The organism is Methylorubrum aminovorans (assembly GCF_022179725.1).
Lineage (GTDB): Bacteria > Pseudomonadota > Alphaproteobacteria > Rhizobiales > Beijerinckiaceae > Methylobacterium > Methylobacterium aminovorans.
In genome coordinates this window covers 38,406-63,129 of sequence record NZ_BPRC01000024.1, presented here as the reverse complement: position 1 = coordinate 63,129, position 24,724 = coordinate 38,406, and the positions used below count along the sequence as shown (strand labels likewise).

Below are 24,724 nucleotides of genomic sequence, written 5' to 3'. Positions count from 1 at the left end.
GCCGGCCTTCACCGCTTGGCCGGCTGCGCTCACCCGGTCGGCTCCGCCGGCCAAGCGACCCGTGGAGCAAAGGCCGACCCTGCACTAACTTAGAACTTGGACCACCGCCTGAGGGCCGATCACCCAGCCGAGGCCCTCCACAGGGCCGAGGCGGGCTTGTGGACAAGCGGCCGCCGTCGGGCCAGCTACGGCTGGACCGGCTCGCCCTCGAAGGCGACGCCGATGAAGTCGCCGCGCCGCCAGCACAGCCGGGCGGTCACTGTGCGCAGGTCGTGCGCGGCGATCACGAGGGGAAAGGTCTCCGGTAGGGCCTGTTCGGGCGAGATCCGGATCTTGGCGCCCCGGGGCGAGAGATCGCGCACCGTGCAGGCGACCAGACGCTCGGGCCCGAGGACGATGCGTCCTTGCTGGACGACGCGGTGCCGCCGGCCCGCTCGCGCGACCGGCGCGGCCGGATTCGGCAAAACAGCTTCTCGCGCATCGGCCATGCTCGCCTCCGGCGGCTCACTCGGCCCTCGGCTTAACAACGGTTCGAAGCGCTGTCGATCAGACGCGATGAGACGCTACGCCCCCTTCGCGCGGCGTCGTTAACCGGGCGTCAAGTATAACAGTACACGGATCGTGAACCTTAACGTTTTCACCCCCGTGAGCGCGACACGAATACCTTTCGTGCGTGGCGCTCCGGGACCGGTCCACCGAGATCCGCATGACGCCCGATCCCACCCGGCGCTCCTCATCCGACAGCGCGTCACGCCTTCCGTCTCGACCGCTGGCGGGAAGCGTGGTCGCTCGCCGCTCCCGGGAAGCGGCGGGCGAGCGCACCGTGCTGGCCGGCCTTGTCCTGCTCGCCCTGACAGCGAGCGGGTTTGCCGGCTACGCCATCTCGACCGGCACCCACGGCTACGACGTGCAGGCCGTGCTTCCGGCCGGCATGGCGCCGTTCGCCTGGAAGAAGACCGTGGCGCAGGGCCGTCTCGCCGACCCCGACTTCGATCCCGTCACCACCGGCTCGCTGCCCGACCGCCCGGCGGCTGCAGGCCCACAGGGCCCGGCGCAACCGTCGGTGCCGCCACCCGCCTTCTCCGCGGGCACTTACACCCTGCGCGGCGTCAGTGACGGCGTCGCCACTTTGGAGAGCCGCGAGGGACGGCTCACGGTCTCGCTCGGCAGCACCCTGCCCGGCGCGGGCCGCGTCCTGTCGATCCGCCGGACCGGCGCCGGCTGGGTCGTGATCACGACCGAGACGATCATTGGGCCCGCTTCGTGACCCGGCTTCGCATCCCGACCGGGCGGCCCTGCTTCGGCGGGCAAGCCTGGAGCAAGCGTACCGACCTAGAGGCTGCGTCGGATCCTGCCCTCGCTGCCGAACCGATGGCTGCTGTCCTCCCGCGCTCCCGCTCAGGCGCCCGCCCGTGACCGACACCCTCACCAGCTACCGCCTGATCGCCAAGGACCTCACTGCCTCTCTCAAGCGGAAGGCGGCCGAGCCGAGCGTGGCGCGAGAGACCGCCTATTACGAGGCCAATATCGGCCGGGTGAAGACGGTCGATGACTTCCTCGGCGACCAGCGCCTCTACACCTACGCCATGAAGGCCTACGGCCTGGAGGAGATGACCTACGCCAAGGCGTTCATGCGGAAGGTTCTGGAGGAAGGAGCGGCCAGTTCGGCGAGCTTCGCCAACCGGCTGGCGGACGACCGCTACACCGCCTTCGCCAAGGCGTTCAGCTTCGGCCAGGGCGTGACAGTCAAGGGCACCGATCCCGCGCGCTTCGGCCTGCCGGCCGTCGCCGCCTCGCTCAGCGCGCCGAAGCGCCTGGCTGACACCTACGATTTCAGCGGCCGCGCCGAGTCGAGCTTCCTCGTGGAATCGCGGATCGACGCTACGACGACGCAATCGGTGACGGTCCGGCTCAATGCGAAGACGTTGGCCGGGCAGGTAGCGGACCTGTCGAAGGTGACGCCCGCCGAGATCGCCGCCGCGGTGGCAGCGCAGATCGATGCCTCTGCCCTCAAGGGCAAGGTCCAGGCGGGTCTCGCCGCCGATGGCAGCCTGTTCTTCCAGACCACCGCCCTGACCGATTTCGGCGCCGACGGGCGCGCGGGCGGCACGGGCCTCGACGCCGACACGCTGGTGAACGCAGGCGGGACGAACCGCAGCCTGACGATTCGCAACGCGCCGCTCTCGGCCGCGGACAAGCTTGCCACGGATGTCGGCTTCGGCACGGATCTCGGACCGGACGCGCTGGCCCAGACCGTGACGCAGGCCTATCTGCGCCAGTCGCTGGAGAGCGAGGCGGGCGACGCCGACACGGGCGTGCGCCTCGCCCTCTACTTCGCCCGCAAGGCGCCGACGCTGACCAGCGCCTACGACATCCTCGGCGACGCCGCGCTGAGCCAGGTCGCCAACACGGTGATCGGCCTGCCGGCGACGAGCGGGGCCGCGACCAGCGAGGCGCTGGCCCGGCGCGCCGATCTGATCGCCAAGAAGATCGACGTCGCGAGCCTGAAGGATCCGGCCAAGCTCGACGCCTTCGTGCGGCGCTTCGCGGCGATCTGGGACGCGCAGAACAACACCGCCAGCGCGCCCGTGCTGGCCCTGTTCACCGGCTCGGGCGGCATCGACGCCGAGATGCTGATGAATCGGCAAGCGGCGCGGATCGGAGGCTGAGGCCATGCAGAGCAGCCTCTACGTCGCCCTTTCGAGCCAGATCGCCCTCGAGAAGCGCCTGACGACCACCGCCAACAACGTCGCCAACATGGCCACCGTCGGCTTCCGGGCCGAGGAGGTGACCTTCTCGGAACTGCTCGCCCGCTCGAACCGGGGTGAGGTCGCCTTCGTCGGCCCCGGCAAGGACACGATCTCGCGGGCCGCCGGCCAGACGACCAAGACCGATTCCGCCCTCGACGTCGCCGTCCAGGGCGATGCGTGGCTCGGGGTCAAGGGGCCTAAGGGCGAGACGCTCTACACCCGCGACGGCCGCCTGACGATGGACGCTAACGGACAGTTGCGCACGGTGAGCGGCCTGCCCGTGGTCGACCCGGGCGGCGGCCCCCTGCTGCTCGATCCTCAGGGCGGACCGCCGAAGATCGGCCGCGACGGCAGCATCCACCAGGGCCTCAATCAGGTCGGAGCCCTCGGCCTGTTCACCATCGACCCGAAGGCGGGGTTGACGCGCTCGGGCCAGAATTCGGTCGCCGCCAGCCTACCCGGCCGGCCGGTGCAGGACTTCACACGGGTCGGCCTCGTGCAGGGTTACGTCGAGGGCGCCAACGTCAATCCGATCCTGGAGATGACCAAGCTCATCGCGATCCAGCGCGCCTTCGAGAGCGCGGCGACGATGACCTCGGAGGCCGACAACACGCTGACCAGCGCTGTCAAGACGCTGGGTCCGCAGGGCTAGCCGGGCCATGACCCTCAACGCCATCGAGCGCCTGGAACAGGCGATGGAGGCCGGGCGCCGCAACCTGCCGCTGGTGCGCGTCGCCGGCCCCGTGCGCGAGGTGACCGCCAGTGCCGCGCGGGTCGCGGGCGTGTCCGCCTTCGTGCGGCTCGGCGACCGCATCGGATTCTCCGCGGATGGCCGGGTGCAGATTGGGGAAGTCGTGCGCATCGATGCGGCCGGCGCGACGGTGAAGCCGTTCGAGAGCCGGATCGAGGCCGGCATCGGCAGCCTCGCCCACCGCATCGGCCCGGCGCAGCTGCGTCCGGATTCGCGCTGGAAGGGCCGCGTGATCGACGCGCTCGGCCGCCCGGTCGATGGACTCGGCCCCCTGGCGGAAGGGCCGGATAGCGTTCCGCTCGATGCCGACCCGCCCGCCGCGATGACCCGCGCGCGGGTGAAGACGCCGCTGCCGACAGGTGTGCGGGCGATCGACCTGTTCACGCCGCTCTGCGCCGGGCAGCGCATCGGCATCTTCGCGGGCTCCGGCGTCGGCAAGTCGACGCTGCTGGCGATGCTGGCGGGTGCGCAAGGCTTCGACAGCGTGGTCGTGGCGCTGGTGGGCGAGCGTGGACGCGAGGTCCGCGAATTCCTCGAAGGGCCGATCGCGGCTTCCCGAGACCGCGCCGTCATCGTCGTCTCGACCGGCGACGAGAGCCCGATGATGCGCCGGCAAGCGCCGAAGGTGGCGCTGGCGGTCGCCGAATCGTTTCGCGATCGCGGCGAGTCGGTGCTGCTCATCGTCGATTCCGTGACCCGCTACGCCCACGCCGCACGCGACGTGGCGCTCGCCGCCGGGGAGCCCGCGGTGGCCCGCGGCTACCCGCCGAGCGTGTTCTCGGATCTGCCGCGCCTGCTTGAACGCGCCGGCCCCGGCGCGGAGGGCACCGGCACCATCACCGGCATCTTCTCGGTGCTGGTCGATGGCGACGACCACAACGATCCGGTCGCCGACTCGATCCGCGGCACCCTCGACGGCCATGTGGTGCTCGACCGCGCCATCGCCGAGCAGGGCCGCTATCCGGCGATCGACCTGCTCGGCTCGATCTCGCGCCTCTCGGGCGAGGTCTGGACCGGGGATCAGCGCGAGTTGGTGCGCAAGCTGAAAAGCATGATGTCCCGCTTCGAGGAGACGCGGGACCTGCGTCTGATGGGCGGCTATCGCGCCGGCAGCGACCCCGATCTCGATCAGGCCGTGAGCCTCGTGCCGCGGATCTACGAGGCCTTGCGCCAGGAGCCGGGCCAGCCGCCGAGCCGTGACGCCTTCCTCGAACTCGCCCATTCCCTGCGGGGATGAGCAAGCCCCGCAAAACCTTCAGCCCCGCGCAAGCGACACCGTGTCCATTGCGCCAGAATTCGAAAGTCAACGAGGTGTCCGCATGAGTCTCATCGGCGTGCTCCGCACCGGCGTCTCCGGGATGAACGCTCAGTCCAACCGCATCTCGACGGTGGCCGAGAACATCCAGAACGCCAGCACCACCGGTTACAAGCGCACCTCGGCCGAGTTCTCGTCGCTGCTGCTCGATTCCGGTGATGTCGGCAACTACAACTCGGGTGCGGTCGAGACCACGCTGCGCCGCGCGGTGAGCGAGGGCGGACCCATCGCCTCGACCAATTCCGACAAGGATCTGGCGATCCAGGGTAACGGCTTCTTCGTGGTGAGCGATGCCGGCGGCGCGCCCTTCATGACCCGGGCCGGCAACTTCGTGGTCGACGGCAAGACCGGCAATCTCGTCAACGCCGGCGGTTTCACCCTGATGGGCTACAGCCTCGCCAACGGAACGCCGAACCCGGTTCTGAACGGCGTGGCCGACCTCAAGCCGGTCAATGTCAGCGTGATGGGCCAGGAGGCGCGTCCCTCCACCAGTGCCACGATCAGCGGCAATCTCTCCTTCGAGACCCCCGTCTACGATCCAACCGCGACCGGGGCCCTCGGCTACTCGAAGAAGAACTCGCTCAAGGTCTACGACAATGTCGGTCAGCCGGTGACGCTCGACGTCCAGATGACCAAGACCACCGCCAACACCTGGGCGGTGAGCTTCATCAACCCCGCGGCACCGACACCCCCGGTTGGATCCACCACGGTGACCTTCGACGGCAACGGCAAGGTCAACGGTGGCGGATCGACCCTCGTGACCGTGCCGAACGGGCGCAGCGTCACCGTCAATCTGAGCGGCCTCACGCAGCTCTCCGGCGATCACAACCTGTCCGGCACCGCCGACGGCTCGTCGCCGACCGCCGTGAGCGGCACGGCCTTCGGCGAGGACGGCACCGTCTACGCGGTCTATTCCGACGGCACCCGCAAGGCCGCCTTCAAGGTGCCGCTTGCGGACGTGGCGAGCCCCGACAACCTGACGCCGCGGGCCGGCAACGTCTTCACCACGAGCGCGGAATCCGGCGACATCCAGATCGGCTTCGCTGGCCAGGGCGGGCGCGGCATCATGAAGGCCGGGGCGCTCGAACAATCCAACGTCGACGTCAGCACCGAGCTGACCACGATGATCGAGTCGCAGACGGTCTACACCGCCAACTCCAAGGTGTTCATGACCGGTAACGAGTTGCTCGAAACCCTGATGAACCTGAAGCGCTGACGGGAACGTCACCGCCTTCCGGGGGGGCCGGCCCGACACCGGCGCCCCCGTCTCGTACCGCGTCCCAGGAACCGACCGATGGGTCTCACCCTCGCGCTCAACACCGCGCGCGCCTCGCTGCTCGCGAATTCGAACCAGATCGCGGTGTCCGCGCGCAACGTCGCGGGCGCGAACGATCCCGGCTATTCGCGCAAGATCGCGACACTGGTCGCCGGCAGCGCGGGCGGGGCCACCGTCACGATCACCCGCGCCGGTGATCCGGCGCTCTATGCCCGCACCCTCACCGCCTCCTCCGACGCCGCCCGCGGCGACGCGCTGCTGACCGGCCTGACGAAGCTCGCCCAGACCATCGGCGACACGGACGACCCGACCGCACCGGCCGCGCGGCTCTCGGCCCTCCAGGCCGCTCTTCAGGCCGCCGCCAACCAACCCGACAACACGCAGCTCGCCCGCGACGCCGTCGAGGCGGCCAAGGCGCTGGCCGGCGGCCTCAATGCGGCGGCCGACACGGTCCACGCCGTGCGGGCGGAGGCCGATGCCGGCATCGCCAATTCGGTGACCCGCATCAACGACCTTCTCGGGCGGTTCGACACCGCGAACCGCGCCGTCGTCAAGCTGACCGCCCTGGGGGGTGACGCCACCGACGCGCTCGACGACCGCGACCGCATCCTCACCGCGCTCTCGCAGGAGATCGGCGTCACCGCCGTGAACCGCGAGGGCGGCGACATGGCGCTCTACACCGACGGCGGCGTCACCCTGTTCGAGCGCGGCCCCCGCGCGGTCGCGTTCTCCCCCACCTCCACCTTCGCCGCCGGCACCGTCGGCGGCACCGTGACCATCGACGGCGTGCCGGTGACCGGAGCCGGCTCGCCGATGCCGCTCACGTCCGGGCGGATCGCCGGGCTCGCGAGCCTCCGCGACGGGGCGGCGCTGGGCTACGAAGCGCAGCTCGACGCGCTGGCCGGCGCCCTGATCGGCACCTTCGCCGAGAGCGACTCCGTGGCGCCGGACGGCGGCCCGCGGGCCGGGCTGTTCACCGCGGGCGGCAGCGCCGCCCTGCCCACGTCCACCGCCGCCGGTCGCATCGGCCTCGCCTCGACGATCGCGATCAACGCGGCGGTGGATCCCGCCCGGAACGGCGACCCGACTCTGCTGCGCAGCGGCGGCATGAACGGGAGCGACTATGCCGACCCCGCAGCGGGCGGGGATGCGGCCTATGCCGGCCGCCTGCGCAATCTCGTCGAGGCGCTCGCCGCATCGCGACCCGTCGATCCGGCGCTCGGTCTCGGCACGACCTCCAGCCTGCCCGAACTCGCCGCTTCCTCCGCGGGGTGGCTCGAAGCGCAGCGCAAGGACGCCGCGACCGCCGCCTCCTATCAGAAGACCCTGCTGGCCCGCGCCAACGAGGCGCTCTCGAATGCAGCGGGCGTGAACGGCGACGACGAGACCGCGCTCGCGCTGCAACTGGAGCGCTCCTACAGCGCCTCGGCCAAGCTCATCACGGTCGTCAACGACCTCCTCAAGACCCTCCTCGACGCGGTGCGGTGATACGGCGATGATGACGATCGGCTTCATCTCGAGCCTCAACCTCTGGAACGCGCCGCGCACCGGCGTGTCGCGTCTCCAGTCCGAACTCGCGACCGCGACCAAGGAGATCGCCACCGGCCGCTTCGCCGATATCGGGGCGACGCTGGGCGGCGGCGTCGCCGGGGCCTTCGGCCTGCGCGGACAGAGCGCCGTGCTCGCGGCGTTGACGCAGAGCAACGCGGCGGCCTCGTCCCGGCTCGAAGCCTCGCAGAGCGCGCTCAAGGAAATTCAAACCGCGGCCGAGGCGACGCTCAACGAACTCTTGGCGCTGCCCGCCGACCAGCGCGCGAAGACCGCCGGCGAATCCGGCCGCAGCCGCCTCGCCGCCCTGGCGGGCGCGCTCAACACCAGCGCGGGCGGTCAGTTCGTGTTCGGCGGCACGAACAGCGGCACCGCCCCACTGACCCCCTACGAGGGTAGCCCGCCCTCGGCCGCGAAGCAGGCGGTGGACGCGGCCTTCACCGCCTTCTTCACCTTCGCGCCGGGCAGCCCGGCGGCCTCCGCTATCACGCCGACCCAGATCGAGGGCTTCATCGACGGTCTGCTCGCCGACACGTTCACCCAGGCGAACTGGAGCGGGACGTGGTCGGCGGCCTCGAACCGGACGATCGACAGCAAGATCTCGCTCACCGAGACCGTCACCACCTCGGTGAGCGCGAATGCCGAGCCGTTCCGCCAGCTCGGCATGGCCTACGTCATCGCCGCCGGGCTTGGCCTGTCCGATCTTCGGGCGGACACGCAGCAGGCGGCGACGAGCAAGGTCATGGACCTGCTGGGCCAAGCCACCCGGAGCCTGACGACGATGCGAGCCGATCTCGGACGCGCGCAGAGCCAGATCGGGGACGCGAATGCCCGCATGGCCAAGCAGACCGCCCTTCTGACCGGACAGATCCGGGATCTGGAGAGCGTCGATCCGGCGGAGGCCAAATCCCGGGTCGATGCCATCACGACCCAGATGCAGATGTCTTACGGGCTGACTGCGCAGTTGCGCAGCCTCAGCCTGATCAACTTCATCTCCTGAACGACCGCCTTTCTGAAGAACCGAGTACGGAGCGTAGGCCCCGATGTACCGTCTATCCTATGCCGAGATCATGGAAGACGCGCCCGATCTCGGCCGCGAGCGCGAGCGCGCGGCGTTCGACCGGGCGCTCGGCCTGCTGCGCTCGGCCGAGGCGCGCGGCGCCGCCGGTCCGGAGCGGACAGCCGCGGTCGGATCGATCCAGGATCTCTGGAACGTGCTGATTGCCGACCTGCTCGACGCCGAGAACGCCTTGCCCGAGGCCCTTCGCGCCGATCTCGTTGCCATCGGCTTGTGGAACATGCGCGAGGCCGGGGAAGTGCTCAGCACGCCGGAGCGCAGCCTCGCGGCCCTGATCGAGGTCAACACCTCGATCCGCGACGGATTGCAGTGAGGAACGGGCCATGACGCGCGAGACCGGCCGGGCCGCCGCCCGTACCATGCACCTGAGCCTGAAAGCGGGCGAGCGCGTCTACATCAACGGCGCGGTGGTGCGCGTCGACCGCAAGGTCGCGCTCGAACTGATGAACGACGCGACCTTCCTGCTGGAGGGCCATGTCCTCCAGGCGGAGGAAGCGACGACGCCCCTGCGCCAGCTCTACTTCGCGGCGCAGACCGTGCTGATCGCGCCGGCCCAGGCTGGTCCGGCCCGCGCGCTCTATGCCCGGATCGAGGAGGGTATCCTCGCGGCCACGACCGAACCGGCGATCCGCGACGGGCTGGCGGCGGCGCACGCCCTCGTCGAGGCCGGTCGCGCCTTCGAGGCGCTGAAGCTCATCCGAGGGCTCTATTCAGCGGAGGCCGACCTGCTCGGCGCGGGCCGGCCTCTCCCCGAGGTGCCACCCGCCGCCCTCGTTCCGCCCAACCGGTCCGGCCCCCGCCGCCGGCCTACGACGCGCGCCCGGCCGGCGCCCTCCTCCGACAAGGCCTGAACCGTGGACGTCACCAACACCGGCACGACGAGCGGCGCCACGACGGCCGCCGCGGCGAAGGCGGCCACCTCGGTGGCTTCCAAGATGAACGCCGACACCTTCCTGAAGCTGCTGATGGCGCAGCTTCAGAACCAGGACCCGACGAAGCCGATGGACTCGACGGAATATGTCGGTCAGCTCGCCTCGTTCTCGCAGGTCGAGCAGGCCACCAAGACCAATCAGAAGCTCGATTCGCTGCTCACCTCGAGCTTCCTGAACCAAGCCGACGCGATCATCGGGCGGACGCTCACCTCGGCGGACGGCCTGACGACCGGCACGGTGCAGTCGGTGCGGGTCACCGGCGATGGCCTGATGGCCAAGCTCACCGACGGGCGCGAGATGCTGCTCGCCTCCGGTATCTCCATCAGCTAGTCACGCATTCCATGAACGAGGTCGACGCCCTCGAACTCGTCCGCTCCGCGATCTGGACGGTGCTCGTCGCCGCCGGGCCCTCCGTCGGCGCGGCGATGCTGGTCGGCATCGCGGTCGCCCTGCTGCAGGCGCTGACGCAGGTCCAAGAGGTCACCCTCACCTTCGTGCCGAAGATCGTCGCGATCCTGCTGGTCATGCTCGTGACCGGGACCTTCGTCGGCTCGCAGATCTACGCATTCGCCGAGATGACCTACGGGCGGATCGCGACGGGCTTCTGAACTCCGTCCAATCGGAACCGGCTCTCGTCCGAGGGCGCTGGTCGTGCCAGCGAAGATCGTGCGAACCGCCGGCGAGACGGCGCCCGGCCGTCATCGGGGGAAAAAGGGCGGGACCGGGCGGATGGAGCTGTCGAGACTTGACCGCCCGGTCCCTCGCGAGAGCCTCGACCTGGGGAAGGACAAAAGCTGTAGCGATCGGATCTTAGCATCGGCGTTGCCTGTTGGCAGCACGCGATGCGGTGGCCTGCCATGCATCGGTTAACAGTGAACAGGCGGCTGTCAGCGATTGCACTCTGACGGCCAGGTTGTTCGGGCGCGGGACGGCATCGCCGTTCCGCGCCCGCGGACCATCGGATACGCCTCGTGGGGCCGGGATCAGGCCGCGCGGATGGTGGCCAGGAAGCGGTCGACCTCGCTGGTGAGATGCTCCGATTCGCGCGACAGCTCGGTCGCTGCCGCCAGCACTTCGCTCGCCGCTGCGCCGGCCTCGTCCGAGGCCTGCGCCAGTCCCGTGACGTTGCGCGTCACCTCGGTCGTCCCGATCGAGGCCTGGGAGACGTTGCGCACGATCTCCTGCGTGGCCGCGCCCTGCTGCTCGACCGCGGCCGCGATGGTCGCGGCGACGGTGTTGATCTCCCCGATTCGTCCGGTGATCGAACCAATGGCCGAGACCGCGCGTTCGGTGACGCTTTGGATCTCGCTGATCTGACCGCCGATCTCCTCCGTGGCGCGGGCGGTCTGGCTGGCGAGTTCCTTCACCTCCGTCGCGACGACCGCGAAACCGCGTCCGGCTTCGCCCGCGCGCGCGGCCTCGATCGTGGCGTTGAGGGCAAGCAGGTTCGTGTGCGAGGCGATGTTGGAGATCATGCTCACCATGTCGCCGATGCGGGCCGAGGTGCGGCTCAATTCGCGCACGAGCTGACCGGTCTGATCCGCCTCCGCGACGGCGTTTTGCGCGAGCCCGGAGGAACCCTGAACCTGCCGTCCGATCTCCTGGACGGATGCCCCGAGTTCTTCCGCCGCGGCCGCCACGGTGCCGACATTGCTCGCCGCCTCCTCCGCCGCCGCAGCGACGGTGCTCGACTGGTTCGCCGTTTGATTGGCGGTCATGGACATCTGCTGGGCCGTGGCCTGAAGCTCGGTGGCCGAGGAGGACACCCGACCGACGATGCCGCCGACCGCCCGCTCGAAGCCGTCGGCGAGTTGGATCATCGTGCGGCGGCGCTCGGCGGCGGCAGCCTCGTCGGCGATGCGCCGCATCTCGGCCTGCTCCGCCGCCTTCTGCGCAACCATGGCCTTGATGCCATCGACAGCGCGGCCGACCGCACCGATTTCGTCGCCGCGCGCGGCCTCGCGGATCGTCGCATCGACATCCCCGTCCGCCATGCGCCGGAGCACAGCGACGAGACTCGCCAGCGGCCGGGTGATGCCGAGCACGGTGATGGCCGTGGCAAGCCCGAGCGCTGCGAGAATACCCAGCACGGACGCGATGGCGAGATTGGTGATCGACCGGCTCGCGGCTTGATCCGCTCTGTCCCGAGCCTCGGCAAGCTCCTCACCCAAACGATCGACCCGCGTCTGCACGGCATCGCGCAGCTTGGCACGGAAGACGGCCGCTTCCGTCAGCAGAAGCTTTCCGGCGGCTTCGTTGTCGTTCCTAAGTGCGAATTGAAGGACGCGATCATTGACGGAAAACAGGTCCGCAGCCGTTTTCCGCATCTCGTCATTGGCCTTGCGGCGCTCTGCGGTATCGGCCAAAGCGTCCAACTGATCAATATTCTTGAAGGTCGAATTGACCGCATTGTCGTATCGCTTCTTGTATTCGTCCAATTGTTTCTGGCGATTTTCAATGATCGCGTTGCGGGTCAGAATGGCAACTTCAGCGACATCGTTTTTCACCGAAAGAACATTCTCAAGCCTTTTGGCTTGAACATCAACAATTTGCCTCATCTGAACAGTATTGTCTAATATAATCGTGCAGGCATAAAAAATTGATCCACTCGATAGAGCCACGATGATCAAAATCGGCAAGAACGACTTTATGACCAAATTCAAATTGTTGAGTAGGCGCATTTGCCGCTCCGACACTCCGAGGACCGAGGAATGGACCTTCGTCGAAGCAGAACTAGTGAGTGCTGATTATCAATTGATAAAACTCTCATGATTTTCTTCACATATGATCGATAATCGACCGGATCTATAACGCCGCTTTGAGCGACCGGCGCCATATCCGCCGTGCCCACCGTCGGCCTGGGCAGACCTCGTGGTTGTCCGTTTCTGCTTCCGCGCCTCCATCCCCGCGCAAGCTTGCCAGGTCACAAGCGGCGTGACCTGAGGGGAACGGTTCACGTCATGGCGGTGAGCGAAGCGCTCGTCCTGGAGAAGCGGTCGCGGCGGGATTTCGGATTCGCGGCCGGCATCGTCGCGATCCTGGCGGTTCTGTTCCTGCCGGTGCCGGCGGTGCTGATCGATATCGGGCTCGCCTTCTCGATCGCGCTCTCGGTGCTGATCCTGATGGTGGCGCTCTGGATTCAGAAGCCGCTCGAATTCTCGGCCTTCCCCACCGTGCTGCTGATCGCGACGCTGCTGCGGCTCGCGCTCGGCATCGCCACCACCCGCCTGATCCTGGCCAACGGACAGAAGGGCGTGGACGCCGCCGGCCACGTCATCCAGGGCTTCTCGCAATTCGTGATGAGCGGCGATTTCGTCATCGGAATCGTCGTCTTCGTGATCCTCATCACGGTCAACTTCCTCGTCATCACTAAGGGCGCGACCCGCATCGCCGAGGTCGGCGCCCGCTTCACCCTCGACGCCATCCCCGGCAAGCAGATGGCGATCGACGCCGATCTCAATGCCGGCCTGATCGACGACAAGGAGGCGCAGCGCCGCCGCCGCGAACTGGAGGAGGAATCGGCCTTCTTCGGCTCGATGGACGGCGCCTCGAAATTCGTGCGCGGCGAGGCGGTGGCCTCGCTCATCGTCATCGCGGTCAACGTCTTCGGCGGCGTCATCATCGGCACCACCCGCCACGGCATGCCGCTCGGCCAAGCGGCGGACGTGTTCGTCAAGCTGTCGGTCGGCGACGGCCTCGTCTCGCAGATCCCGGCGCTGATCGTCTCGCTCGCCGCCGGCCTCCTCGTCTCGAAGGGCGGCACTCGCGGCGCGGCGGAAGAGGCGGTGCTCGGCCAGCTCAGCGCCTATCCCCGCGCGCTGATCGTCGCCGCCGCCTTGATGCTGATGTTCGCCCTCGTGCCGGGCCTGCCGTTCCTGCCGTTCGTCGCGCTCGCGGGCCTGATGGGCTTCGTGGCGATCACCATCCCGAAGCGCCGCGCGGCGCAGGCTGCGCTGGCCGCAGCCAAGGTCAAGCGCGAGGAGGAGACCAAGCAGGCCGAGGTCAAGGATTCGGTCAAGGAGCAGCTGCGCACGCCGGAGATCGAGCTGTGCCTCGGCCGGCAGGTCGCCGCGCAGATCCAGGGCAGCCACGCCGAGTTGCACCACCGCGTCGCCAAGATGCGCCGCAAGTTCGCGCGCCAGTACGGCTTCGTCGTGCCCGATATCAAGCTCACCGACAGCCTCAACCTGCCGCCCAAGACCTACCAGATCCGCATCCACGGCACGGTCGCGGCCACCCAGGAGATGCGCCCGGGCGAATTGCTCGTCGTCGTCGGCGATGGGCCCCGCCCCGACGTGCCGGCCGAAGAGGTGCGCGAACCCGCCTTCGGCATGAAGGCGCTGTGGGTGGTCGATGCCTATGCCGGCGAGATCCGCCGCTCCGGCTTCGAGGCGATCGACGGCGCCTCGGTGCTGCTCACCCACCTCTCCGAGGTGATCCGCAACAACCTGCCCCAGTTCCTGTCCTACAAGGATATGCGGTCGCTGCTCGATCGGCTCGACCCCGAATACAAGCGGCTGATCGACGAGATCTGCCCCTCGCAGATCTCGCATTCCGGCCTGCAGGCGGTGCTGAAGCTGCTGCTCTCCGAGCGGGTTTCGATCCGCAACCTCCACCTGATCCTGGAGGCGGTGGCCGAGATCACCCCGCATGCCCGCCGCGCCGAGCAGATCGCCGAGCACGTGCGCATGCGCGTCGCCCAGCAGATCTGCGGCGACCTCGCCGAGGACGGCGTGCTGCACGTGCTCAGGCTCGGCGCCAACTGGGACCTCACCTTCCACCAGAGCCTCAAGCGCGACGCCAAGGGCGAGGTCATCGAATTCGACATCGATCCGCGCCTCGTCGAGCAGTTCGGCGCGGAGGCCGGCGAGGCGATCCGCGAGCGGATGCGGCAGGTCCACGGCTTCGCCCTCGTCACCGCCCCCGACGCGCGGCCCTACGTGCGGATGATCATCGAGCGGATCTTCCCGACGCTCCCCGTCCTCTCGCATCTGGAGATCGCCCGCGGCGTCGAGATCAAGTCGCTGGGCACCATCTCGTGATTCCGGGCTTCGGCAGCCTGCTCGGCGGCGACGCCTTCCTCGCCACCTTCCTGATCTTCTGCCGCATCGGCGGCTGCCTCCTGATCGTGCCCGGCTTCTCAAGCCCGCGGGTGCCGGCGCAGGTGCGGCTCCTCATCGCCGGCGGCGTCTCGCTCGCGGTCACGCCGCTGCTGCTGCCGCTGTTCCAGGGTCGGCTTCCGGGGCAGGCGCCAACGGACACGCTGGCCTGGATCGCCAGCGAGAGCGTGACCGGGCTTCTCATCGGTCTGCTCGGGCGCATCTTCATCTTCGTGCTGGAGACGGTGATGAACGCGGTCTCGACCATGGTCGGCTTCGGCTCGATGCCGGGCACGCCGGTGGAGGGCAGCGACGCGATTCCCGCGGTCGAGACGCTGATCGTCCTCAGCGCGGTCGCGCTGATGTTCGCCGCCGACCTGCACTGGGAGCTGTTTCGCGGGCTGGTCGATTCCTATGCCCGCATCCCGCCGGGCGAGGGCTTCGGCACGCAGACCGCGCTGGTGCGCCTCGCCGACCAGATCGGCGAGGCCTTCACCCTGGCGCTGCGGATCGCCGCGCCCTTCATCATCTACGCCGTGGCGGTGAACCTCGCGGCCGGGTTCGTGAACAAGCTGACGCCGACGATCCCGGTCTACTTCATCGCCACGCCCTTCGTGATGTTCGGCGCGCTGCTCCTGCTCTACTATCTCTCCAGCGAATTCATGACCCAGTTCCTGGCCGGCTATCTCGCTTGGCTGCGCAAGGGCTGAGCGCATGTCCGCCGCCGACATCGCCAAGCGCCTCAAGCGCGCCGAGCGGCTCACCGCCGTGCAGGAGCAGATGCGCCGGGCTGCCGAATGGCAGCTCGCCCAGACCCGGCGCGACGCCGACGCCGTCGAGGCGGACCGCGCCGCCCTGCTGGCGGCCGTCGGCTCCTCCGCCCACGGGCACCTGTTCCTCGAAGCGTCCAACCGCCGCCTGCGCGGCCTCGCCGCTCGCGCGACCGAACTCGAACGGATCGCGGCATCGCAAGCCGACGACGTGCGCGAGCAGGGCCTCGCGCTCAAGCGCGCCGAACTCAATGCCGAGCGGATCGAGACGCTGCTCGACCGCGAGCGCGAACGGGTCGAGGCGATGGAGCGGCTCGACGGGCTGGCCCAGCGCCGGGACGCAAGCCTCCCGTAAGCCAGCGGGTCTAGGGTTCCTCCGATTGTCAGCGGCGCACCGGTTCGCGCCGCGTCAGGATCGATGGCGCGATGAGCATCTCCCCCCCTTCCGACATCGTCATGGACGTGGCCCGCGCCGCCGATCCGGCCCGCTATCAGGAGGCGGCAGCCAAGCTGTCGCAGCCCGGCGACCCGGCGGCCTTCGCCAGCGCCGCCGACGAGGCCGCCCGCGAGGTGGGTCTCACCACGCACATGCCGCTCGACGTCCACGGGACGCTCACCAGCATGAAGAACGACACCGTCCGCAGCAGCACCGCCGACCCCTACCGGAAGTTCGAGGGGCAGGTGATCCAGCAATTCGTCGAGGCGATGCTGCCCAAGGCCGAGACCGTGTTCGGCAAAGGCAATGCCGGCGGCATCTGGAAGTCGATGCTCTCCGAACAGATCGGCCAGCAGATCGCCAAGACCGGCGGCATCGGCATCGCCCGCATGCTGAACCCTGCGCATCCCACCGGCAACACGACGCCGGCGGCTCCCACGGCTACCGGCGTGGCGGGCAAGGTCTGACCGGCGATGCTGCTCGAATCCCTCAAGCGGCTGGAGGCCACCGTCGAGGCCGAGACCGAGGCGCTCGCCGCCAACACCGCCTTCGATCTCGACGCGGTCAACCGGGCGAAAAGCCGGAGCCTGCTCGAACTCACGCGGTTGGCCCGCGGCATCGACGTCGCGGCGCTGGACGCCGAGACCGGCATCGTGCTGGCCCGCCTGCGCGACAAGCTGATCCGCAACCAAGAGGCGGTCGCCCTGCATCTGCGGGCGGTGGAGGAGGTCGGCGAGACGCTCCAGGCCAGCCTCCAGGCGGCCGAGTCGGATGGCACCTATTCCGCGCGCCTGTCCGCACATTCGGGACGCGATTGAGCGATGCGCGTCCTCTTCAGCGGTTTGTGGATCTGCGCGGTCACCATCGCCTCGTGTTACGCGGCGGTGACCTATGGCGGCGGATTCTTCTCGAAGTCGACCGAGCCCTACCTGGAGGGTCTGCAATATCAGAAGCTCGCGCCCATCAACATTCCGATGGTCGCCGAGGGCAAGGTCCAGGGCTACGTCATCGCCGTGCTGGTCTTCACGGCGGATGCCAAGCTGATGCACACGCTGCCCGTCGCCCCCAACGCCTTCGTGGTGGATGAGGCCTTCCGCCAGATCTACGGCGACACCACGATCGATTTCCGCAAGCTCGCCCGCTACGACATCAACGGTCGGCTCGCCCAGATCCGCGCCAAGGTGAACGAGCGCCTGGGCTCCGACGTGGTGAAGGACGTGCTGGTCGACGAATTGAACTTCGTGGCCAAGCGGGAAGTACGCTCCTAGCCGAGCTCCGACATCGCGAGCGTCAGCGAAGCGATCCAGGGCGCCGCCTCCTTCGAAGACGCCGCGCCCCTGGACTGCTTTGCTCCGCTCGCAGTGACGGATCGGGCTGAACGCCGCGGCCATGTTCCCAGCCCGCGTTGACCGCGCTCGGGCGCCCGCCCATCCTGCCACGGCCATGACCTGTTTCACCGGCCTGTCCGCCTTCCCCATCACCCCCGCCTCCGCCGACGGACGCGTCGACACCGCGGCGTTGCGCGCCCTGATCGCCCCGCTCGTGCGCGCGGGCGTGGACTCGATCGGGCTTCTCGGCAGCACCGGCACCTACGCCTATCTGTCCCGCGAAGAGCGCCGCCGCGCCCTCGACGCGGCCCTCGACGAGGCCGCCGGCCGGGTACCGGTCATCGTCGGCGTCGGGGCTCTGCGCACGGACGAAGCGATCGCGCTGGCGCAGGACGCGCGGGCGGCGGGCGCCGTGGCAGGGCTCCTGGCCGCCGTCTCCTACACGCCGCTGACTGACGAGGAGGTGTCCGAGCATTTCTCGGCCGTCGCGACGGAGAGCGGGCTGCCGATCTGCATCTACGACAATCCCGGCACCACGCATTTCCGGTTCGCGCCCTCGCTGGTCGGGCGACTGGCGCAGGTGCCCGGCATCTGTGCGCTCAAGAGTCCGGCGCCGGATCCGGACGCGGTAGCCGACCATCTCGACGCCCTGCGCCGGGCCGTGCCGGCCGAGTTCCGTCTCGGCACCAGCGGGGACTGGAACGCAGCAGAGGCGCTGCTCGCGGGCAGCGAGGCTTGGTACAGCGTCGCCGCCGGGCTGTTTCCGCACACCTGCCTCGCGATTCTGCGGGCGGCGCAGGCCGGCGACGCCACGAGAACGCGGGCGCTCAACGCACGGATGCAGCCGCTCTGGGACCTGTTCAAGGAGTTCACCAGTCTGCGGGTCATCTATGCAGCGGCGAGCCATCTCGGCCTGTGCCGGGCCGATCCGCCCCGGCCGATCCTGCCGCTCCCGGAACCCCTCCGGCAGCGGGTGGCGGATGTGGTGGATCGTCTCGACCTCTCCTGAATCGGCCGCAGCGGGACAATCGCCGCTGGCCGGTCTTAAAGGTCGATTCACGCAGAACTGTTTGACTCACCATCAGAGTAAGTTCTGCGTAATCGAGTGCCATGTCCTCATCGGTCGCCGGCGCGCCGGACCTGTCCGGCCTCATCGAGCTCTCGCGCGACCCCGCGCTGGACCTGAAGCCCGTGATCCTGCGGGTACAGACCGACCTGTTCCTGACCGCGCCGGTCCACGACCGGGCGATCCTCCAGGCCTTCGAGTCCCTGGCGGCGGGTCTGATTCCGACCGTGGACGAGGACACGCTGCGCGTCGTCGCCGAAAAGCTCGACGGTTGCCCCGACGTACCGGAGGGCGTGCGCGCCGCCCTCGCGACCCGCGGCTTTCCCCTCGCGCCGCCTCGCGAGCGGGAGACGGAGGCGGAAACCGACCGGGCGATCGCGGAAAATCCCGGCGCGCTGATCGGCACCCGAGTGCTGGAGCGCCTGCTCGCCCGCGCCCGCACCGACACGGATCTCGCCCGCACCCTGCTCGGCCGGCCCGACATCCCGCCCGCCGACCTCGCGCCGCTCTGGCTCTTCGCCGAATCCGAGCAGCGCCGCGCCATAACCGAGGCCGTCGAGGCCACTGCGGCCCTGCGGCCCTGCCCACCGGCGCCCCGCGCTCTGGCCACGAGCCTCGTCGAGCATTCCCATTCCCGCGACATCCAGGCCTTCGTCACCGCGCTCGGAAACGGGCTCGGCCTTCCGCCGAACTATCTCAGCGCGGCAGTCGATCCGGCCGCGCGCTACGATCTGCTGACGCTCGCGCTGCGGGCCGCGGATCTGCGCGAAGGCGAGGCGGTGTTCGTCTTCCTCACGCTCAACGACAACGTGGCGCGCTCGGTCGATCGGGTGTTCGCCCTCGTCACGCTGTTTCGCGAGACGAGCCGGGCCACGGCTCGCGACCTGCTCTGCGCGATCCTCGGCGTACCCGTGATGGAGCGCACGGGTGGCGAGCACCAGCCGCTGCACGGCCCCGAGGCCAAGCGCCCGGCCGCGGCCGCCTCCGAGCGCGGCGGCTTCCGCACCCTCCTCCCGACGCGTCTGCGCCGCACCAGTTGACGCCGGCTGAAAAAACCTACTCCGCGAGCGGCAGGCCGTGCCGACCCTCGCGGTCGTCGATCTCAACGATCCAGAGATCGGAATCGAAGCGGATCTCGCGGGCGAGCCGCTCCTCGACATCCGGCGACGGGGCGGCGCTGAGGATCGCCGTGAACAGGCGCTCGCCCGGATCCTCCGCCTCGATCAGCGCCTGCGGCGCAGGGCCGTAAAGGTCGGCGGTGCCGTCGAGCCGGTCAATCTTGACGAAGATCGCTCCCGCCTCCGCCGCGCCGCGCCGACGCTGCACCGCCGGGATGTTTTCCCCATTGAGGCGTCGCAACTGCGCGGAGACCCAGAAATCCGAGCGAAGGCGTGGCATGCCCGGTTCATAGGCGCCCGCCGCCTGGATGGCGAGGGCCGCAAGGCGCGGCTTGGGGGGCGGACACGACCCGCTTTTCGCTGAAGTGCATCGGGTTTCGCTCCCCTCCGTCATCGCGAGCGACCGCGAAGCGATCCAGCCGCGCGACCTCTTCGGAAGGGGCGCGCCCTGGATCGCGTCCGCTTCGCCTCGCGACGACGGAGGGGAAACCGCAGCGATCGAGCCGATCCTGCCTTATCCGCTCGCCTTATCCGTTCGCCTTGGCGGTCATCTCGCGGGTCAGGGCGCGCAGGGTCGGCCCGACGGCCTCGCCCTTCACCGGCAGCTTGCGGTCACGCTCGAACTTCTCGATCGCCGCCTTCGTGCCCGGTCCCATCAGGCCGTCATCCTTGAGCGGACCGTAACCGAGCTTGGCCAGCGCGCGCTGGACGCGGATCACGGTGGGGTCGGGCTTCGGGCTCTCGGGTTTGCCCGCATCCGCCTTCACCTCGGCCTTCTCCTTCGCGGCCGGCTTCGGTTCGGGCTTGCGTTCCGCCTTGGGCGTGACCGAGGCAGTCGTCTCGCCGGAGCGGATCATGTCGGCGATCGCGTCGCGGGGCGGGGCCGGCGCCTCCCGCACCGGGGCGGGCTTCGGCGCCTCCACGGTGCGGACCTCCCGCACCGGCGGCGGCGCAGGCTTTGCCGCTACCGGCTTCGACTCGACGGTCGGCAGGATCGGCGCCGGGTGCGGCCCGTCCTGAAGGCCCATGGCGTTGACGCAGACATAGATCGCCGCGCCGGCGCCGAGCAGCGTTCCAAACACGCCGCCGGGATAGCGCAGGCAGAACCGTCCGGCCCCGCTCGCTGCGGACAGGGCGGCGGCCTGCCAGCCGGCGGCAGTCGGTCCGCGCGGCACCGGCTTGCGGCGCGGCGACCTGGCCGGGCCTCGCCCGGCGCGCATGTCACCGGGGACGACGATCTCGCGCTGGTCCCGTCGGGCGGGCGGCTCGCGCATCATTTCGCTCCTTCAGCGCATCGTCCCGAAAGGCGGGGTCCAGCCTTCCGGAAACGACGATGCAAGAACAGGGACCCTGCTCCGGGTGTCTGCCACGCTGCGTTCGCTCGGCTCATCCGGCGCGGCGCATCGGGGCGTTGACAGGCAGGGGGTTGGGCGATGGGGCAGGCAATGGGGCGGGATCGAACAGGCCGACCGGCAGACGGATCGGCTCGGGCGCCGGCTCCGATGCCGCCCCCCGCACCGAGGTGCGGATCGGTGCCGGCTGGTTCTGCGCCGGCACGATCTTCGCGCTGTCGAGCCCCGCTTTACCGGCGGTCGTGGCGGCCTTGGCGCGGCTGCAATCGAGCGGCAGCGTCACGGTGACGGCCGTGCCCCTGCCCGGCGCACTCTCGACCGAGACGGCACCGCCGTGCAGCCCGGCGAGGCCGCGCACCACCGAGAGGCCGAGCCCGGTTCCCTCGTGGGTCCGGCCGTAGCCGCCGCCGACCTGGAAGAAGGGGTCGCCAAGCCGCGGCAGGTCGGCCTCGGTGATGCCGATGCCGGTGTCGCTCACCACGAGGTCGAAATAGGCCCCGCCCCGGCGCACCATCACCTCGACCCGGCCGCCGCGGGGCGTGAACTTCACGGCGTTGGAGATCAGGTTGATGAGCATCTGGCGGCAGGCGCGGGCATCCGCCACAAGGGCACAGCCGGCGGGCACGGGCGCGCTCGCCAGGGTGACGCCCGAGGCGTCGGCCTTGAGCCGCATCAGGTCGCAGCAGCTGCGGATCAGCGCCTCGACATCCACCGGCTCGGGCTGGAAGTCGAAATGGCCGCCGCGGATGCGCGAGATGTCGAGCAGGGTGTTCACGACCTCGAGCAGATGACGCCCGGACTGGGCGATGATGCCGGCATATTCGCGCGAGCGCTCCGGCGAGAGGCTCACCGCGCCCTCCCCGCCCAGCACGTCCGAGAAGCCGATGATGGCGTTGAGCGGGGTACGCAGCTCGTGGCTGACGGTGGCGAGGAAGTGGGTCTTCACCTCGTCGGCGCGCTCGGCCTCGGCGCGGGCCCGGTCGAGTTCCTGCGCGTGGCGGCGGTGCTCGGTCACGTCGCGGGTCACGGCGACGACGGTCGAGCCGTTGGCGCCGGCCAGCCCCGCCTCGATCCGATGCGCGCGCATCTCGGCGAAGATCGTGCGGCTGCCGTCGCTGCGAGGCGCATCGAGATGCAGGCGGAAGGGGACGGTCGCCGGGGCGCCGTGGGCGGCGACGTCGCTGATCGCCTGGAGCAGCGCCGGACGGTCGCCGATATGCACCCGGTCGAGCAGGCCGTGGCCGCGCAGGCGGCTCGCCTCGGCGCCGACGAAGCGGGCGGCCGAACCGCTGGCCTCCAGCACGCGGCCATTCGAATCGTGCCAGGTCACGAGGTCGTCGATGGCCGAGAGCAGCAGGCGGTCGCGGGCCTCGTTGTCCTGCATGCGGGTGCGCCACTCGCCCTCGCGGCGCATGTGCTCCATCGCCTGCGCCGCGATGTGGCCGATGGCGGTGACGGCGAAGACCGGCATGACGACGGCGTTCGGCCACGTCAGCGCGAGGCTTCCGACCGGAAGGTAGCCGCTCAGCGCGACGGCGAAGGCGCCGAGGACGGCGATGACGGAGGCCGCGATCGTCGCCCGGCGCGAGCCGGAGATCATCGCCTCGAGCGGCACCGCCACCAGCCAGATCGCCGCGGCCGAACTCGCGCCGCCGGTCAGCGCGGCGAGGCAGACGACGATTCCGGTCAGGCCGAGCGAGGACAGGGCATGGGCGACCCACAGCGAGCCGGTGCGCGACAGCACGACGGCCGCGAGCAGCGGCAGGAACAGGCTCGCGATGGCGATCGCCTCGATGCCGCTCGGGACGCCGCGCCAGACGAGATAGGGCGGCAGCCCGGCCATCATCGCGGCGCCGGTGGCGAGCCGCGAGATTAGGAACCGCTCGTGGCGGAATCGCACGCCGGGCTCGGCCATCGCGGAGGCGTGGACCAGCCCGGCGAGACGGGCATCGAAGAGGGAGGCAAGGGCACCGTTCTTACGCAACACCACCACGCACAGCGCGAAATCCAAGCCCGAAAACGGGTGGCCCGCGCCCCTCGACTACTCGTTACGATCTTCGAGCAAACCGTCGCAGAGCCGGTTTAAGCGAGGATGAAAAGGGTCGCTCACTTGCTGCCGACCGCGGCAGCGACCGGCCCCTGCGGACCCCGGCCGAGGCGCCGATCCCCGTTCTTCACAGCACCCGGAACCGGCCCCGGCGATGCTCCGCAGAGGGTAAACGGGCCTGCGAGAGGGCGGCATCGGGCGGAAAAAGGCTTCGTTCACCACGTCGGCGTTTTCGTCTCTCGCGCTTCATCCCGCCGTGCCGGGACGATGGCAGGATCGCATCAGGAATTCGCGCCGGCCGAGCCGGCCAAGCAGCGCCCCTTGGAACCGGATCGATGTCGTTTCTCCTGCGCGCCGCCCTCGTGATCGGTGCCCTGTCCTTTCTCGCGCTCCAGCGCCAGGACGGACCGTCGCCGGCCCCGCCGCGCGCCGCCACGGCGGGGATCGCATCGGAGACCGCGACGGGCGAGGCGATGGATCGCCTGACCACCGGCGGCATCGGCGCGCTGGTGAACGCCGTGAACGCGCTGCCGCCCGAGGCCCGCGAGGAGATGGTGCGGGCCGGGGCGGATGCCGTCGCCCGCCACGTCGCGGGTCAATTCGCCGGACAAGCCGCCGGACCAGTCCCATCGCCGCGTCCCTCCGCGGACACCCTCTCGGCCAGCGACCGCCGGCCATCATGGCGGGGACCCACATCGCATTGAGCGCGGTTCTGGCCTGATGAGGCGGTGCTCCTATAACGGGCGTGTACCGCCCGCCGGGTAGGAGCGACGATGTTCGGCTTCGGGAACGAGTACGAGGGCCTGGCCTTCTGGCTGCCGCTGATCTGGGCCGGCCTTCTGGCGCTCGCGGTGGCGATGTACGTCGTCATCGACGGGTTCGACCTCGGGGTCGGCATCCTCTTCACCGCCGCGCGCCCCGGCAACTGGCGCGACCGAATGATGCTCTCGGTGGCGCCGATCTGGGACGGCAACGAGACCTGGCTCGTGCTCGGCGGCGGCGGGCTGTTCGCGGTGTTCTCGGTCGCCTACGCGATCCTGCTGCCGGCGCTCTACCTGCCGATCATCCTGATGCTGATCGCGCTGATCTTCCGCGGCGTCGCCTTCGAGTTCCGCTTCAAGGCCGAGCGCTCGCAGATCGTGTGGGACAACGCGTTCCACTACGGCTCGCTGGTCGCCACCTTCGCGCAGGGCATGGTGCTCGGCGCCTTCGTCCAGGGCTTCCAGACGGAAGGGCGGGGATTTACCGGCGGCACCTTCGATTGGCTCACCCCCTTCAGCGTCATGACCGGCATCGGCCTCGTCTGCGGCTACGGTCTTCTCGGCGCGACGTGGTGCGTGATGAAGACCTCGGGCGAACTGGAGATCTGGTCGCGGATCAAGGCCAAGCAGTTCCTGATCGGCACCGTCGTCTCGATGGCGATCGTCAGTGCCTGGGTGCCGTTCCTCGGGCTCCACATCCAGTGGCGCTGGTTCTCCTGGCCGAACCTGCTGTTCGTGGCGCCCGTGCCGCTGCTGACCGCCTTCGTCTGCTGGCGAATCTGGCGGGCGATCGAGGACGGGCGCGAGGTGGCGCCCTTCCTTCTCTCGATCGCCCTGTTCCTGCTCGGCTTCCTCGGTCTCGCGATCAGCCTGTTCCCCTACATCGTGCCGCCCAAGCTGACGATCTGGCAGGCAGCCAACGCGACCTCGGCGCTGGAATTCGCCCTTGTCGGCTACGCCGTGGTGATGCCTCTGACGCTCGCCTACACGGCCTATGCCTACTGGGTCTTCCGCGGCAAGATCGAGGAAGACCCGAACGCGGCGAGCTACCATTGAGCGTCCGGCGCATCCTCTGGTTCGCCGCCCTCTACGGTCTG

26 protein-coding genes are annotated in these 24,724 nt (G+C 69.5%); 21 read left to right on the top strand and 5 right to left on the bottom strand.

The features are described 5' to 3' along the window. Positions 1-185: 185 nt before the first annotated feature. Complete coding sequence (locus MFF24_RS22460; protein ID WP_108938717.1) at positions 186-488, bottom strand: PilZ domain-containing protein; 303 nt, start codon at positions 486-488, stop codon at positions 186-188. A 218-nt stretch (positions 489-706) separates the two neighbouring features. Between MFF24_RS22460 and MFF24_RS22455 the strand changes: the two genes are divergently transcribed. The 11 genes from MFF24_RS22455 (at position 707) to MFF24_RS22405 (ending at position 10,258) form a co-directional block, all read left to right on the top strand. Beyond that, entirely contained in the window at positions 707-1,267 is a 561-nt protein-coding gene (locus tag MFF24_RS22455) for a hypothetical protein (RefSeq protein ID WP_238227931.1), read from the top strand. A 145-nt stretch (positions 1,268-1,412) separates the two neighbouring features. Further along, positions 1,413-2,669 (top strand): DUF1217 domain-containing protein, encoded by a 1,257-nt coding sequence (locus MFF24_RS22450; protein WP_238227929.1) that lies wholly within the window; start codon positions 1,413-1,415, stop codon positions 2,667-2,669. Positions 2,670-2,673: 4 nt separating this feature from the next. Further along, positions 2,674-3,402, top strand: a complete 729-nt coding sequence (gene flgF, locus MFF24_RS22445; protein ID WP_238227926.1) for a flagellar basal-body rod protein FlgF — start codon at positions 2,674-2,676, stop codon at positions 3,400-3,402. A gap of 7 nt (positions 3,403-3,409) precedes the next feature. Next, positions 3,410-4,738 carry a flagellar protein export ATPase FliI gene (fliI, locus tag MFF24_RS22440; RefSeq protein ID WP_238227924.1) on the top strand — a complete coding sequence of 443 codons (1,329 nt, stop codon included), beginning with the start codon at positions 3,410-3,412 and terminating at the stop codon, positions 4,736-4,738. A gap of 82 nt (positions 4,739-4,820) precedes the next feature. Then, positions 4,821-6,032 (top strand): flagellar hook protein FlgE, encoded by a 1,212-nt coding sequence (locus MFF24_RS22435; RefSeq protein WP_238227922.1) that lies wholly within the window; start codon positions 4,821-4,823, stop codon positions 6,030-6,032. Between the two features lie 78 nt (positions 6,033-6,110). Beyond that, a complete protein-coding gene (gene flgK / locus MFF24_RS22430; RefSeq protein ID WP_238227920.1) occupies positions 6,111-7,580 on the top strand; it encodes a flagellar hook-associated protein FlgK in 1,470 nt (489 codons plus the stop codon). Between the two features lie 7 nt (positions 7,581-7,587). Further along, entirely contained in the window at positions 7,588-8,640 is a 1,053-nt protein-coding gene (locus MFF24_RS22425) for a flagellar hook-associated family protein (RefSeq protein ID WP_238227918.1), read from the top strand. A 43-nt stretch (positions 8,641-8,683) separates the two neighbouring features. Then, the gene (flaF, locus tag MFF24_RS22420) at positions 8,684-9,031 is read left to right on the top strand and encodes a flagellar biosynthesis regulator FlaF (protein ID WP_108938735.1); all 348 of its coding nucleotides are present in this window, start codon (positions 8,684-8,686) and stop codon (positions 9,029-9,031) included. 10 nt (positions 9,032-9,041) lie between these two features. Further along, entirely contained in the window at positions 9,042-9,569 is a 528-nt protein-coding gene (gene flbT / locus MFF24_RS22415) for a flagellar biosynthesis repressor FlbT (RefSeq protein WP_238227916.1), read from the top strand. 3 nt (positions 9,570-9,572) lie between these two features. Next, a complete protein-coding gene (gene flgD / locus MFF24_RS22410; RefSeq protein ID WP_238227914.1) occupies positions 9,573-9,980 on the top strand; it encodes a flagellar hook assembly protein FlgD in 408 nt (135 codons plus the stop codon). Positions 9,981-9,991: 11 nt separating this feature from the next. After that, positions 9,992-10,258, top strand: a complete 267-nt coding sequence (locus MFF24_RS22405) for a flagellar biosynthetic protein FliQ (RefSeq protein WP_012452597.1) — start codon at positions 9,992-9,994, stop codon at positions 10,256-10,258. A 375-nt stretch (positions 10,259-10,633) separates the two neighbouring features. Here the strand turns inward: MFF24_RS22405 and MFF24_RS22400 are convergent, their stop codons facing one another. Beyond that, positions 10,634-12,331: a methyl-accepting chemotaxis protein gene (locus MFF24_RS22400; protein ID WP_238227913.1), complete on the bottom strand. Its 1,698-nt coding sequence runs from the start codon at positions 12,329-12,331 to the stop codon at positions 10,634-10,636. A 279-nt stretch (positions 12,332-12,610) separates the two neighbouring features. Here MFF24_RS22400 and flhA point away from each other — a divergent pair, with 279 nt between their 5' ends. From flhA to MFF24_RS22360, 8 genes are all read left to right on the top strand, one after another. Continuing rightward, complete coding sequence (gene flhA / locus MFF24_RS22395; protein WP_238227911.1) at positions 12,611-14,692, top strand: flagellar biosynthesis protein FlhA; 2,082 nt, start codon at positions 12,611-12,613, stop codon at positions 14,690-14,692. Next, the gene (fliR, locus tag MFF24_RS22390; protein WP_108938741.1) at positions 14,689-15,459 is read left to right on the top strand and encodes a flagellar biosynthesis protein FliR; all 771 of its coding nucleotides are present in this window, start codon (positions 14,689-14,691) and stop codon (positions 15,457-15,459) included. The genes flhA and fliR overlap by 4 nt, the downstream gene beginning before the upstream one ends. Positions 15,460-15,463: 4 nt before the next feature. Further along, positions 15,464-15,874 carry a hypothetical protein gene (locus MFF24_RS22385; protein ID WP_108938742.1) on the top strand — a complete coding sequence of 137 codons (411 nt, stop codon included), beginning with the start codon at positions 15,464-15,466 and terminating at the stop codon, positions 15,872-15,874. A 71-nt stretch (positions 15,875-15,945) separates the two neighbouring features. Continuing rightward, complete coding sequence (locus MFF24_RS22380; protein WP_238227909.1) at positions 15,946-16,422, top strand: rod-binding protein; 477 nt, start codon at positions 15,946-15,948, stop codon at positions 16,420-16,422. Positions 16,423-16,428: 6 nt separating this feature from the next. Further along, the gene (locus tag MFF24_RS22375) at positions 16,429-16,773 is read left to right on the top strand and encodes a flagellar protein FlgN (protein ID WP_108938744.1); all 345 of its coding nucleotides are present in this window, start codon (positions 16,429-16,431) and stop codon (positions 16,771-16,773) included. Positions 16,774-16,776: 3 nt separating this feature from the next. Then, positions 16,777-17,223, top strand: coding sequence for a hypothetical protein (locus tag MFF24_RS22370; protein WP_108938745.1), 447 nt, complete (start codon positions 16,777-16,779; stop codon positions 17,221-17,223). Positions 17,224-17,398: 175 nt separating this feature from the next. Then, positions 17,399-18,292 (top strand): dihydrodipicolinate synthase family protein, encoded by an 894-nt coding sequence (locus MFF24_RS22365; protein ID WP_238227907.1) that lies wholly within the window; start codon positions 17,399-17,401, stop codon positions 18,290-18,292. A gap of 101 nt (positions 18,293-18,393) precedes the next feature. Continuing rightward, positions 18,394-19,389, top strand: coding sequence for a DUF2336 domain-containing protein (locus MFF24_RS22360; RefSeq protein ID WP_238227905.1), 996 nt, complete (start codon positions 18,394-18,396; stop codon positions 19,387-19,389). A 16-nt stretch (positions 19,390-19,405) separates the two neighbouring features. Here the strand turns inward: MFF24_RS22360 and MFF24_RS22355 are convergent, their stop codons facing one another. The 3 genes from MFF24_RS22355 to MFF24_RS22345 form a co-directional block, all read right to left on the bottom strand. Next, positions 19,406-19,747 (bottom strand): DUF1491 family protein, encoded by a 342-nt coding sequence (locus MFF24_RS22355; protein WP_231345501.1) that lies wholly within the window; start codon positions 19,745-19,747, stop codon positions 19,406-19,408. A 247-nt stretch (positions 19,748-19,994) separates the two neighbouring features. After that, on the bottom strand, positions 19,995-20,741 hold the full coding sequence (locus tag MFF24_RS22350; protein ID WP_238227902.1) for a peptidoglycan-binding domain-containing protein: 747 nt from the start codon (positions 20,739-20,741) through the stop codon (positions 19,995-19,997). Positions 20,742-20,853: 112 nt separating this feature from the next. Beyond that, a complete protein-coding gene (locus MFF24_RS22345) occupies positions 20,854-22,812 on the bottom strand; it encodes a PAS domain-containing sensor histidine kinase (protein ID WP_238227955.1) in 1,959 nt (652 codons plus the stop codon). 389 nt (positions 22,813-23,201) lie between these two features. Here MFF24_RS22345 and MFF24_RS22340 point away from each other — a divergent pair, with 389 nt between their 5' ends. Continuing rightward, positions 23,202-23,570, top strand: coding sequence for a hypothetical protein (locus MFF24_RS22340; protein ID WP_238227900.1), 369 nt, complete (start codon positions 23,202-23,204; stop codon positions 23,568-23,570). 69 nt (positions 23,571-23,639) lie between these two features. Then, positions 23,640-24,683, top strand: a complete 1,044-nt coding sequence (cydB, locus tag MFF24_RS22335; protein ID WP_108938750.1) for a cytochrome d ubiquinol oxidase subunit II — start codon at positions 23,640-23,642, stop codon at positions 24,681-24,683. Positions 24,684-24,724: the final 41 nt, after the last annotated feature.